This is a genomic window from Escherichia sp. 10290 (assembly GCF_030295155.1).
In the GTDB taxonomy this organism is placed as follows: domain Bacteria; phylum Pseudomonadota; class Gammaproteobacteria; order Enterobacterales; family Enterobacteriaceae; genus Escherichia; species Escherichia coli_F.
Map to the genome: position 1 here is coordinate 623,429 of NZ_AP025741.1, position 11,565 is coordinate 634,993.

The window sequence follows — 11,565 nt, forward strand, 5'->3', positions numbered from 1 at the left end:
ATGAAAAAAAATGCCCAGTCCGTGGAAGCCTGGCTGGAGGCGATGATCGCCGTGGCGCGTTATTACCGCCTCGATTTTTCCCAGGAGAACGTGCGCGCGACCGTCAACTGGGAGCGCGACAGCAAGCGGGAAGAGTTGCTCACCGACATGGCGCGGCAGTTGGGGATGGGGCTACGGCTGGTGGAGTTTTCCACTGATTCGCTTAACCCCTGGCGTCTGCCGTTGATCGCGGTGTTTGATAATCAACAGATTGGCGTGATCACCCGCCGCGACAATCACGATAATATCAGCGTTCAGTTCAGCGGTGACGAAGGGCTGGAAACTACGCTAAACGTCACGGATATAGAAGACAAAATCGTTGAACTGGCGCTACTGCGCCCGCTCAGCGCCATCCCCGATGCGCGGGTGGATGACTACATTCGCCCGTATCAGGCTAACTGGTTCTGGAATCTTTCGCTAAAAGACTGGCGGCGCTATGGCGATATTATGCTGGCCTCGCTGGTGGCGAACGTGCTGGCGCTGGCGGCGATGATTTTCTCGATGCAGGTTTACGACCGCGTTGTTCCGGCGCAGTCCTACCCGACGCTATGGGTGCTGTTCGCCGGGGTGATGATGGCGATCCTGTTTGAGTTCTGTATGCGCATGGTGCGCACACACCTTTCCGATGTGATCGGCAAACGGGCGGATCTGCGTATTTCGGATCGCGTGTTTGGTCACGCATTACGGCTGAAAAATAACGTGCGATCGAAATCCACCGGATCGTTTATCTCACAGATCCGCGAACTGGAATCGGTGCGGGAGCTGATCACCTCCACCACCATTGGCGCGGTGGCGGATCTGCCGTTCTTCCTGCTGTTTGTTTTTATTCTGTGGATGATCGGCGGCTGGCTGGTGCTGGTTGTTTTGCTGGCGCTGCCGTTGCTGGTGATCCCCGGCCTGCTGGTGCAACGCCCGCTGGCGCGGCTGGCGAACGAAGGGATGCGCGAATCGGCAGTGCGCAACGCTACGCTTGTCGAGGCCGTGCAGTCGATTGAAGACATTAAACTGCTGCGTGCTGAACAGCGTTTCCAGAATCAGTGGAATCACACCAACGACGTGGCCTCGTCCATCAGTATGAAGCAACGTTTTCTCACCGGGCTGCTGCTCACCTGGACGCAGGAAGTGCAATCCATCGTCTATGTGGTGGTGCTGTTGGTGGGCTGCTTTATGGTGATGAGCGGCGACATGACCACCGGCGCGCTGGTCGGGACGACGATCCTGGCTTCGCGCACCATTGCGCCGCTGTCGCAGATATCCGGCGTGCTTTCGCGCTGGCAGCAGGCGAAAGTGGCGCGTAATGGCCTTGATGAACTGATGAAGCGCCCGGTGGATCAGCCGGAACACGGCAAACTGGTGCATAAAGCAGTGCTGCACGGAAATTATCAGTTCAGCAACGCGGTGTTTTATTACGACGAAGAAGAGAAGATTGCCGATGTGGCGATCGGCAAACTCAACATTCAGGCCGGAGAGAAAATCGCCATTCTCGGGCGCAACGGCGCGGGTAAATCAACGCTACTGCAAATGCTCGCCGGAATGCGTATCGCCCAGCAGGGGCAGGTGCTGCTGGATAACATCAGCATCGGGCAACTTGATCCGGCGGATCTGCGCCGCGACATGGGGCTGCTGAGCCAGACTGGGCGACTGTTCTTCGGTTCGCTGCGGGAAAATCTCACCATGGGGATGCCAGAAGCCAGCGATGAAGATATCGAACGCGCGTTGACCCTCAGCGGGGCGCTGCCGTTTGTGCAGAAGCAGAAAAACGGCCTTAACTACATGATTCAGGAAGGGGGATTTGGTCTTTCTGGCGGCCAGCGGCAAACGCTGCTGCTGGCGCGGCTGCTCATCTCTCAACCCAATATCGTCCTGCTCGATGAACCCAGTGCCTCGCTGGATGAAATGGCGGAAGCGTATTTAATTGAACAACTAAAACAGTGGATTGGGCATCGCACGCTGGTCATCGCTACTCACCGCACGGCAATGCTGCAACTGGTGGACAGGATAATTGTGATGGATCAGGGGCGCATTGTGATGGACGGCGCGAAAGAGACCATTTTGCGTGAACAGGGCGAACCCACGACGCGACGCGTGGTGTTGCAGGAGAAGAATAAGGGGTCTGCCGCATGAACGGACAACTGCAATACAACCGTGGCCTGACTGAACCCCGCCTGCCACGTTCGGCGCTGGCGGTGCGCGTTACCGCTGTGATGCTGCTCTGTTTTCTCGGCTGGGCGTGGTACTTCCAGCTTGATGAAGTCACCACCGGCAGCGGCACGGTAGAACCTTCTGGACGCGAACAGGTGGTGCAGTCGCTGGAAGGCGGGATTTTGTATCATCTCGACGTGAAGGTTGGCGATATTGTCGAACAGGGGCAGCCGCTGGCGCAGCTTAACCGCACCAAAACGGAATCCGACGTCCAGGAAGCGATGTCGCGGCTGTATGCGGCGCTGGCAACCTCGGCGCGGCTGCGGGCAGAAGTGAGCAATAAACCGCTGGTCTTTCCTGACGAACTGAATAAATTCCCCGAACTTATCGAGTCGGAAACGGCGTTATATAACACTCGCCGCGACGGGTTGAACAAAGCCACCACCGGGCTGACGCAGGGGATCAGCCTGGTCAACCGCGAACTGGCGATGACCCAGCCGCTGGTGAAACAGGGGGCGGCGAGCAGCGTTGAAGTGCTGCGCCTGCAACGCCAGGCCAATGAACTGGAAAACAAACTTAGCGACGTGCGTACGCAATACTACGTACAGGCGCGGGAAGAGTTAGCGAAAGCCAATGCGGAAGTGGAAACCCAGCGTTCGGTGATCCGCGGGCGGGAAGATTCTCTCACCCGGCTCAACTTTACTGCGCCGGTGCGAGGCATTGTTCAGGACATTGACGTCACCACGGTTGGCGGCGTCATCGCCCCCGGTGGTAAACTTATGACTATCGTGCCGCTGGATGAGCAACTGTTGATCGAGGCAAAAATCTCCCCCCGCGATGTGGCGTTTATCCATCCGGGGCAAAAATCGCTGGTGAAAATAACCGCTTACGACTACTCCATCTACGGCGGCCTGCCGGGGGAAGTGGCGGTGATATCACCAGACACCGTGCAGGATGAAGTGCGACGCGATGTTTATTACTATCGGGTGTACATTCGCACTTTCAGCAACCATCTGGAAAATAAACATAAACAGCAGTTTCCGATATTTCCCGGCATGGTGGCGACGGTCGATATCCGCACCGGCAAAAAAAGCGTGCTGGATTATCTGTTGAAACCCTTTAACAAAGCACAGGAGGCGTTGCGCGAACGATGAACATTAGCGATGTAGCAAAAATTACCGGCCTGACCAGCAAAGCCATTCGCTTCTATGAAGAAAAGGGGCTAGTGACGCCGCCGATGCGCAGCGAAAATGGTTATCGAACCTACACGCAGCAGCATCTCAACGAACTGACCTTACTGCGCCAGGCGCGCCAGGTGGGCTTTAACCTGGAAGAGAGCGGCGAACTGGTGAATCTGTTTAACGATCCGCAGCGTCACAGTGCCGACGTCAAACGTCGTACGCTGGAGAAGGTAGCGGAGATCGAACGGCACATTGAGGAGCTGCAATCCATGCGCGACCAGCTACTGGCGCTGGCGAATGCCTGCCCCGGTGATGACAGCGCCGACTGCCCAATTATCGAAAATCTCTCCGGCTGCTGTCATCATCGGGCGGGGTGATTAAGGCTTGCGAAAATAGTCGTCCATTATTTTCGTCAACTCCGGACGTTCGCCGTCATCATTGATGGCAAAATCCAGAAAAAAAGCATCTGCTTGCGGCGTTCGGTTTTGCGCCATCAACCGGAAGGTGAGAGGGCGATAAATGGCGTATGCCGGATGGCTGATAACGAATCGAGCAAAGTCAACAAAAAGCGGCGAGTATGTGGAAAACAGTGCCTGCAAAATAACATCAGCCTTTTCATCCCCCTCCAAACCTTGTTGGATCATGCGCTTAATACGAGCTTCGCTCAAATTCCCGGCCTCAACAATTTGCCAGGCTTGATCCAGTGAAGGGTACCGACTGACGCTCTGCTGCAACTCTTCTGACCAGGTTTCGGATGGGCTGATGTGCTTATCAGGGCCGAAACTCTCCCATGCGCCGGGCGGTAATGTTTTCCACTCAGTGAGTTTGGGAACCTGGCACAGTAGCTCTGTTTTGTGCAGACATTCTCCGCCCGGAAATACCAGGGTTTGTTGCTCATCATTAAAATGGGTTGCCGTGCTGAGCACCAGTGTTTTGAGCGGTCGCCCTTCCAGCGCGGCGGCTGTTGCTTTATGGTGTCCGTCGAGCAGAACGCAGAGATAGGAATCAGGGAGATACCAGGCCAGAGCGCGGGCGTCCGGTTTATCGCGATAAAACGTCGCACGCTCAGGATTAAAATGTGATGGCGGCTGGCCGGGTAGAAGAAAACAGGGGGCGGTGTCACTGAAATAGCAATATTCAGGATCCCAGACGGCAACGGTCGCCGGATTACTGGCGCTATGGTCCGTTGCCGCCCAAAAGAAATGCCCGTTGCCATCCGTCGGGTAAAGTTCACGATCTTCGAGCAGATAATAGCCATCAGCCATGCATGAGAACAGCGGTGTCAGCGCGGCAAAAGCGTCCGTCATGCCAGACCACGGGCGATTCCAGTTTTCGAGAGCAGACAAAAACCGGGCGGCTCCCTGTTCATCATCCGCAAAACCGCTGTAGACAAATTCCGCACAGGTGGGGCAGCCAGCCTCGGACCAGAAACGTATTAACGGGACATCCTGCCAGCAGAGCGAACGGATAAGCCCATAAGGGTGCGGATCGTAAATCACACATTGACGCAGAAATCCTTTACCTGACTTCACCGAAAAAATGACGCCCGCAGCGGTATTTTTCAGCAGACGTACTTCAGGTTTTCGAAAGGGAAAAAGCATGGCCACTCCTTAGCCAAAATTTCAGTTCCCTGAACTGTGCCAGAAAATTACGCTGGTGACTATTGCTCTATAAATGGAAGCGGTGCTCTTACCCGTTAATCACCGGTTGCACAGACAGAATATGCTGCAAACTTTCTACCATAATGCGCCCCGACTGAAATAAGCCTTCCTGGATTTCGTTGTTAACATTCACAGCGTGAACCAGGGAGGCTAATAACACCACTTGTAAGAAGGCAAAAATAAACGCACCGATAATCATAATATGCGTCAGGGGGATTTTCCTTTGCTCCTTCATTTTAAATAACCCACAAACTGACCTTCCTTCATTAAGGCGACTTTTCCCGTGTGGTGATAAACAATGACGTTATAAAGACCTGACTGATAAACAGTGGCATCTTTATTGTCTTCATCAATTGCACATAATGAATCATTGAGATAAGCAAAGTTCTTACTGCTCATTCTAAAGGTCATGCCAAATCCTTTATAAATGGCTTTCTTTGCCGCCTGGGCATGTTGTGCGGCTTCTGCATTTTTAAATGCCTGCGCCTCGGATGCACTTAAAATAGCCGTCTGACGCTGTTGTTCTGCGAGATAACAGGTATCATGACTGACGCCCTGCGCCTGGCAATCTGCGATGCGGGAAGTGGGTGAACTACAGCCAGCCAGTAATATAACCGCCAGCAGGGAAAACGATTTAATGGAGCTATTCATCATTGTTAACCTTAAATAATGTACGGAAAATTGCGAATAAGAAATTGCTGTTAAAATTAGAACGAATATCCCACGCCGACACCCGTACCGAAATCAGATTGTGTATCCGCAGAAATACCTGCTTTAAGTACCGTATGCGTTCCGGCATTAAAAGATGTTCCTACAGACACCGCAGATTCACCGTTGAACGTTCCCGCTCCCGCTGACACCATCATCAAGTCACCGGTTTTCACCTGTGGTTGTGAGGCGATAGCGATGGCAGATGCAGTTCCCGCATTGGCTTCTTTACGATTGTCCTCAACTTCGTTTTTCAGCGAATCGAAATGGTTATTGAGCGTGTTAATTTGCTGGCTGTTATCAGCGACCCGGTTTTGGGTGTTGGTTAACTGTTGCTGCGTTTGTGCGGAATCTTGTCTCAGACTTTCAATTTGCTCATGTGCCTGGACAGACTTCTGCGCCAGACTTTGCATTTGTTTATCGTATTGAGTCCTTTCATATTGCTGTTGTGCTGCCACATCGGTTGTCAGCGCATTCATTTTCTGCCCTTGTTCAGTGGTAGTGCGCTGATTAGCCTCATTTTGAGCCGCCAGCCTGGCATTAATCATCTCCTGATAATGCGCGGTATTTTGCGTATCTCCAGTCGCGGCGAGCGTTTTTTGTGTGGCTACGATCTGCGCCTGTTGCTCTGTAATTTGCGTTTGCTGGGCATCAGTTACCGCAGACTGTCGGGCGTTGATCATGCTCTGATAACGGGCGGTTGTCTGTACATCACCTGTAGCGGCAACGGTTTTTTGTCCTGCGTCAGGATCTGTCTGGACAGGGGGAGTCAGAGTGGTATCAGGTGTTTCAGAAGGGATGTAGTGATGTTCAGTCAAATAGGTATATGCAGCGGGGCTGTTGTCGGTGCGTTCTAAAAAGCGGGTAATCTTCTGCTCAATCTCCGATTGCGACATGCCAGAGTTAATGGCTGAAAGCTCTGTTGCCGCCGCTTCAATGGTATCACCAGCTAAAACAATAGGGCTGGATGTTGCTGAAATTATGAGTGCCAGTAAAGCTACGTTTACAGTTTTCATTCATTTTCTCTTGTTCAAAATAAGTCGCATTAATGTTTCTATAAGAAACAAATAATATTGTTTTAAGAAATAAACTACGTTGCAATTTAATCGAAATCTACGCCGCCATTTGTGTGATGTAAAGCGCATTTTTGTCTGGTGTAAGCGTAAACGCCATCAATAAGAAACAAAAATGGTTTCTTATATAAATAAAAAAGGAAATCATTTCGTGCTCTTTCAATGTAAAAAAGAGTAAAGACTTGTTTTGATAAGCGAAATAAATTCTGTTTCTGGACTAAACGTGAAGCAGTTCCTGATGTGTGCTAAAATGCGTTTCTTTGATAAATCTCAATTTTTAAGAGGTTTACGCCAGGCAGGAAAATTAAATGAATGAATTTGAGAAGATTTTTAATGAAATGAATCTGGACCGGGCGCTGCTTCCCATCCTTTTTCGTTCGAACCGATCAACGGTGTGGAAATATTTAAGTGGCGATAGTACGGCTCCTGCCTCTGCCATGTCGCTGATCATGCTGTTGCAGTTGATCCAGAAGCGAAACCCCGATCTGTTAGCCGAATGGTTAACGCTTTCTGATTTCACCATTCCGCCAGAAGTTTATCTGGACCAGCCTGATTACTGGAAAGGGTGGGTGTATACGCAACACAAGGTCAATAAAAACGTCCTGGAATATCTAAAAAAACACTATCCGGATGAAGACCAAAAAAGTATGGGGAAAGGCCGGGAAGAGTAATTTTGCCACTACTCGGCTATATGCCGGATGCGGCGTAAACGCCTTATCCGGCATGATTTTTAGTACAGATTTCCGGGTGTGATAAGACGCGTCAGGCGATGACCGCACGGATAATCAGCGTTATCCCTTCTATCGCAATCACCTCAACATGCGTACCTGCGCCGAGATCCTCGCTGGCGCTGACAGGCCATGAACTGTCACCGACGCGCATATGACCGCGCCCGTTGACCAGCGGAGATTCCAGCACAAAACGTCGGCCAATAAGCTGCTGCCCGCGCTGGTTTAAATGACTGTCACTGTGCTTTTGTTCGCGCACGCCTCGTGCCAGCCATTTCCACCACAACCAGGCGGCGAGCAGCGTCAGGACGGCAAACATCACCCCTTGCCACTCCCAACCCAGCGGCACCAGCCAGACCACCAGGCCGGTAATCACCGCTGCCACGCCGCTCCACAACAGATAACCATTTCCGCCCAACATCTCGGCTGCCAGCAACAACCCGCCGAGACTGAGCCAGAAAATATGTGGATGAACGACCATTAACTCCATCATGGCTGAGTCCGTTTGTTGGCGCTGTCTTTCACCAGCTCGGCAATCCCGGCAATCGACCCCATCAGGCTGCTGGCCTCTAATGGCATCATCACTACTTTGCTGTTACTGGATGAACCGATCTGCTGTAACGCTTCGGTGTATTTCTGTGCGACGAAGTAGTTCACTGCCTGAATATCACCAGAGGCGATGGCTTCCGACACCATTTTAGTGGCACGGGCTTCTGCTTCGGCGGAACGTTCACGCGCTTCAGCTTGCAAAAATGCCGACTGACGCTCACCTTCCGCTTTCAGGATTTGCGACTGTTTTTCACCTTCGGCTTTGAGGATTTCCGCCTGACGGATCCCTTCCGCTTCAAGGATGTAAGCGCGTTTGGTACGTTCCGCTTTCATCTGCGCGTTCATTGAAGAGATAAGCTCTGCCGGTGGGCGCACGTCGCGAATTTCAATACGGGTGACTTTAATCCCCCACGGGTTGGTGGCCTCATCGACAATACGCAGCAGGCGTGAGTTGATGCTGTCGCGCTGGGAGAGCATTTCGTCAAGTTCCATTGAACCCAGTACGGTACGGATGTTAGTCATGGTCAGATTGATGATCGCCAGCTCCAGATTGCTGACTTCATAAGCCGCGCGCGGGGCATCAATCACCTGAATAAAGCACACGGCGTCGATGGTAACGTTGGCGTTATCTTTCGAGATAACTTCCTGGGAAGGGATATCGAGCACTTGCTCCATCATATTGATCTTGCGACCAATGCGATCCATAAACGGCACCACCAGACTTAGCCCTGGCTGTAACGTTTTGGTATAGCGACCAAAACGTTCTACTGTCCACTGATAGCCCTGCGGCACGATTTTGACGCCCGCGCCAACAATGACCAGCGCGACAAAAATGAGAATCGGGATAAAGATAAGCATCGGAAAAACCTCCTGTTGTACCGTCCATAATCAGCAAAATTGCTGCTTGATTAAACAAATTATACCTGATTACTGAAAGAGAGTTCCCCCTTATTCCTGCGAAGGATAAACTGTTTTTAGTAAAAATCAGAAAAAGGGAACAGCGATGCAGGAAAATAGTCCTTTGCTTCAGCTACAAAACGTAGGATATCTGGCGGGTGATACGAAGATTCTTAATAACATCAATTTTTCGCTACGTGCTGGCGAATTTAAGTTAATTACCGGCCCTTCCGGTTGTGGCAAAAGTACGCTGCTGAAAATTGTTGCTTCATTAATCAGCCCAACCAGCGGAACGTTGCTGTTTGAAGGTGAGGATGTCAGTACACTCAAGCCAGAAATCTACCGCCAGCAAGTATCTTACTGCGCCCAGACGCCGACGCTGTTTGGCGATACGGTATACGATAATCTGATCTTTCCCTGGCAGATCCGTAACCAGCAGCCTGACCCAGCCATTTTTCTCGATTTTCTCGAACGCTTCGCTTTGCCGGACAGCATTTTGACAAAGAATATCGCCGAGCTATCTGGTGGTGAAAAACAACGCATCTCATTGATTCGTAACCTGCAATTTATGCCAAAGGTATTATTGCTGGATGAAATCACCAGTGCACTGGATGAAAGTAATAAACATAACGTTAATGAGATGATCCACCGTTATGTGCGCGAGCAAAATATTGCCGTGCTGTGGGTGACACACGATAAAGACGAAATTAATCATGCGGATAAAGTGATTACACTGCAACCGCATGCCGGAGAAATGCAGGAAGCACGCTATGAACTCGCATAATATTACTAACGAATCATTGGCACTGGCATTAATGCTGGTGGTGGTAGCAATCTTAATTAGCCATAAAGAAAAACTGGCGCTGGAGAAAGATATTCTCTGGAGCGTCGGGCGGGCGATAATTCAGCTGATTATTGTCGGCTATGTGCTGAAGTATATTTTCAGCGTGGATGATGCCAGCCTGACATTATTGATGGTGTTATTTATCTGCTTTAATGCGGCGTGGAATGCGCAAAAACGCAGTAAATATATTGCTAAAGCCTTTGTTTCATCGTTTATTGCTATTACGGTCGGGGCGGGAATTACCCTGGCGGTGCTGATACTCTCAGGGTCGATTGAGTTTATCCCGATGCAAGTGATTCCTATTGCCGGGATGATTGCCGGTAACGCGATGGTCGCGGTAGGGCTGTGTTACAACAATTTAGGGCAACGGGTCATTAGCGAACAACAACAGATTCAGGAGAAACTGAGTCTTGGCGCGACGCCGAAACAGGCTTCAGCGATATTGATTCGCGACAGTATTCGCGCGGCTTTAATTCCGACGGTCGATTCAGCAAAAACGGTTGGCTTAGTGAGTTTACCGGGAATGATGTCCGGGCTGATATTTGCCGGGATTGATCCGGTGAAGGCGATTAAATATCAGATTATGGTGACCTTTATGCTGCTCTCCACCGCCAGCTTGTCGACCATTATTGCCTGCTATTTAACCTATCGTAAGTTTTATAATTCGCGCCACCAGTTGGTGGTGACGCAATTGAAGAAGAAATAATGCGATGCCTGATGCGTCTTATCAGACCTACATGGCACCTGCAATGTATTGAATTAGCACGGTTTGGTAGGCCGGATAAGGCGTTCACGCCGCATCCGGCGGCTATGCGCGGATGCCTGATGCGACGCTGGCGCGTCTTATCAGGCCTACAAACCAGCACAGCATCGCATTTCAACGGAAAATCAATACAACAACGCATACAGCTGGCGGCGATACTTCGACGCCAGTGCATCACCCGTACCCAGCGCAGCAAGGATCTCCTGGAACGTTTTACGTGTCTGACCGTCTGCTGCGGTGAGATCTTTACGCAGATGCCCAAACAGCAACTCCAGTGCCTCTTCATTGCGCCCAACCTGATGCAGTTGCAGTGCCAGTTGCGTCGCCAGTGCGGCATCTTCTGGATTCTCCGCTACCTGCTGTTGTAGCTGTTGAATTTCCGGCGTATCAGCCGCCTGCTTCAGCAGTTCGATTTGCGCCACCAGCCCCTGGTAGCGGGTGTCCTGATCCTGCAAAGGAATGGTTTTCAGCACGGCTGCTGCATCCTCAGAACGGTTCAGCGCAATCAGCGTTTCTGCCAGCAGCAGGCCGATCTCCCCGTTTTGATTCGACAACTGCCAGGCGTCTTTCAGCAATGGCAGGGCGTCGGTGTAATTTCCTTCCTGCATCAGCTGCATTGCCTGCTGCGCTTTCAGTTCTTCTTCGCGCGGCAGCACTTTATCCAGCAGGGCGCGGATCGCTTCTTCCGGTTGTGGCCCCTGGAATCCGTCTACCGGTTGCCCGTTCTGGAACAGATACACGGTCGGGATCGCGCGCAGACCAAACTGCGCGGCAATCATTTGCTCCGCGTCGCAGTCCAGCTTCGCCAGAATAAATTGCCCGTTGTACTGCGCCGCGAGGCTTTCCAGAATTGGGGTTAACTGCAAACAGTGCTGGCTACGTTCAGACCAAAAATAGAACAGCACCGGTGTGGTCATCGACTGTTCAAGAACCTGTTGCAGGTTAGATTCGTTAATGTTGACAATATTTTCTACGGACAT

At 51.4% G+C, this 11,565-nt stretch carries 13 protein-coding genes; 6 read left to right on the top strand and 7 right to left on the bottom strand.

Annotated elements, in window-relative coordinates; genetic code table 11:
* The 3 genes from QUE74_RS02865 to cueR are packed head-to-tail and all read left to right on the top strand — an operon-like array spanning position 1 to position 3,739.
* Entirely contained in the window at positions 1–2,163 is a 2,163-nt protein-coding gene (locus QUE74_RS02865; RefSeq protein WP_000739072.1) for a type I secretion system permease/ATPase, read from the top strand.
* Entirely contained in the window at positions 2,160–3,335 is a 1,176-nt protein-coding gene (locus QUE74_RS02870) for an HlyD family type I secretion periplasmic adaptor subunit (protein ID WP_001014326.1), read from the top strand. Before QUE74_RS02865 ends, QUE74_RS02870 begins: the two co-directional genes overlap by 4 nt.
* Positions 3,332–3,739: a Cu(I)-responsive transcriptional regulator gene (gene cueR / locus QUE74_RS02875; RefSeq protein WP_001026747.1), complete on the top strand. Its 408-nt coding sequence runs from the start codon at positions 3,332–3,334 to the stop codon at positions 3,737–3,739. Before QUE74_RS02870 ends, cueR begins: the two co-directional genes overlap by 4 nt.
* Here cueR and QUE74_RS02880 read toward each other — a convergent pair whose 3' ends face one another.
* The 4 genes from QUE74_RS02880 to QUE74_RS02895 all read right to left on the bottom strand — a co-directional run bounded on the left by QUE74_RS02880 (position 3,740) and on the right by QUE74_RS02895 (position 6,747).
* A complete protein-coding gene (locus QUE74_RS02880; RefSeq protein WP_000898666.1) occupies positions 3,740–4,963 on the bottom strand; it encodes a hypothetical protein in 1,224 nt (407 codons plus the stop codon).
* An 88-nt stretch (positions 4,964–5,051) separates the two neighbouring features.
* A complete protein-coding gene (locus tag QUE74_RS02885; protein ID WP_000664213.1) occupies positions 5,052–5,258 on the bottom strand; it encodes a hypothetical protein in 207 nt (68 codons plus the stop codon).
* On the bottom strand, positions 5,255–5,677 hold the full coding sequence (locus QUE74_RS02890) for a hypothetical protein (protein WP_001339231.1): 423 nt from the start codon (positions 5,675–5,677) through the stop codon (positions 5,255–5,257). The genes QUE74_RS02885 and QUE74_RS02890 overlap by 4 nt, the downstream gene beginning before the upstream one ends.
* A gap of 53 nt (positions 5,678–5,730) precedes the next feature.
* Positions 5,731–6,747 carry a YadA C-terminal domain-containing protein gene (locus QUE74_RS02895; RefSeq protein ID WP_000859808.1) on the bottom strand — a complete coding sequence of 339 codons (1,017 nt, stop codon included), beginning with the start codon at positions 6,745–6,747 and terminating at the stop codon, positions 5,731–5,733.
* Between the two features lie 365 nt (positions 6,748–7,112).
* Here QUE74_RS02895 and QUE74_RS02900 point away from each other — a divergent pair, with 365 nt between their 5' ends.
* Positions 7,113–7,475, top strand: coding sequence for a hypothetical protein (locus tag QUE74_RS02900; protein WP_001001644.1), 363 nt, complete (start codon positions 7,113–7,115; stop codon positions 7,473–7,475).
* Between the two features lie 91 nt (positions 7,476–7,566).
* On the opposite strand, the gene QUE74_RS02905 is transcribed toward QUE74_RS02900, so the two are convergent.
* On the bottom strand, positions 7,567–8,025 hold the full coding sequence (locus tag QUE74_RS02905; protein ID WP_000970329.1) for an NfeD family protein: 459 nt from the start codon (positions 8,023–8,025) through the stop codon (positions 7,567–7,569).
* On the bottom strand, positions 8,022–8,939 hold the full coding sequence (locus QUE74_RS02910; protein ID WP_000904502.1) for an SPFH domain-containing protein: 918 nt from the start codon (positions 8,937–8,939) through the stop codon (positions 8,022–8,024). The genes QUE74_RS02905 and QUE74_RS02910 overlap by 4 nt, the downstream gene beginning before the upstream one ends.
* A 145-nt stretch (positions 8,940–9,084) precedes the next feature.
* Between QUE74_RS02910 and fetA the strand changes: the two genes are divergently transcribed.
* Both fetA and fetB read left to right on the top strand, forming a co-directional pair.
* Positions 9,085–9,762, top strand: coding sequence for an iron efflux ABC transporter ATP-binding subunit FetA (fetA, locus tag QUE74_RS02915; RefSeq protein ID WP_001157551.1), 678 nt, complete (start codon positions 9,085–9,087; stop codon positions 9,760–9,762).
* Entirely contained in the window at positions 9,749–10,528 is a 780-nt protein-coding gene (gene fetB, locus QUE74_RS02920) for an iron efflux ABC transporter permease subunit FetB (protein WP_001355183.1), read from the top strand. The genes fetA and fetB overlap by 14 nt, the downstream gene beginning before the upstream one ends.
* Before the next feature lie 182 nt (positions 10,529–10,710).
* On the opposite strand, the gene cnoX is transcribed toward fetB, so the two are convergent.
* Complete coding sequence (gene cnoX, locus QUE74_RS02925; RefSeq protein WP_001355184.1) at positions 10,711–11,565, bottom strand: chaperedoxin; 855 nt, start codon at positions 11,563–11,565, stop codon at positions 10,711–10,713.

What these genes read in the sequence shown, in the direction of transcription:
- QUE74_RS02865 (WP_000739072.1), top strand. Translation starts at nt 1, where the DNA reads ATGAAAAAAAATGCCCAGTCCGTGGAAGCCTGGCTGGAGGCGATGATC.
- QUE74_RS02870 (WP_001014326.1), top strand. Translation starts at nt 2,160, where the DNA reads ATGAACGGACAACTGCAATACAACCGTGGCCTGACTGAACCCCGCCTG.
- cueR (WP_001026747.1), top strand. Translation starts at nt 3,332, where the DNA reads ATGAACATTAGCGATGTAGCAAAAATTACCGGCCTGACCAGCAAAGCC.
- QUE74_RS02880 (WP_000898666.1), bottom strand. Translation starts at nt 4,963, where the DNA reads ATGCTTTTTCCCTTTCGAAAACCTGAAGTACGTCTGCTGAAAAATACC.
- QUE74_RS02885 (WP_000664213.1), bottom strand. Translation starts at nt 5,258, where the DNA reads ATGAAGGAGCAAAGGAAAATCCCCCTGACGCATATTATGATTATCGGT.
- QUE74_RS02890 (WP_001339231.1), bottom strand. Translation starts at nt 5,677, where the DNA reads ATGATGAATAGCTCCATTAAATCGTTTTCCCTGCTGGCGGTTATATTA.
- QUE74_RS02895 (WP_000859808.1), bottom strand. Translation starts at nt 6,747, where the DNA reads ATGAAAACTGTAAACGTAGCTTTACTGGCACTCATAATTTCAGCAACA.
- QUE74_RS02900 (WP_001001644.1), top strand. Translation starts at nt 7,113, where the DNA reads ATGAATGAATTTGAGAAGATTTTTAATGAAATGAATCTGGACCGGGCG.
- QUE74_RS02905 (WP_000970329.1), bottom strand. Translation starts at nt 8,025, where the DNA reads ATGATGGAGTTAATGGTCGTTCATCCACATATTTTCTGGCTCAGTCTC.
- QUE74_RS02910 (WP_000904502.1), bottom strand. Translation starts at nt 8,939, where the DNA reads ATGCTTATCTTTATCCCGATTCTCATTTTTGTCGCGCTGGTCATTGTT.
- fetA (WP_001157551.1), top strand. Translation starts at nt 9,085, where the DNA reads ATGCAGGAAAATAGTCCTTTGCTTCAGCTACAAAACGTAGGATATCTG.
- fetB (WP_001355183.1), top strand. Translation starts at nt 9,749, where the DNA reads ATGAACTCGCATAATATTACTAACGAATCATTGGCACTGGCATTAATG.
- cnoX (WP_001355184.1), bottom strand. Translation starts at nt 11,565, where the DNA reads ATGTCCGTAGAAAATATTGTCAACATTAACGAATCTAACCTGCAACAG.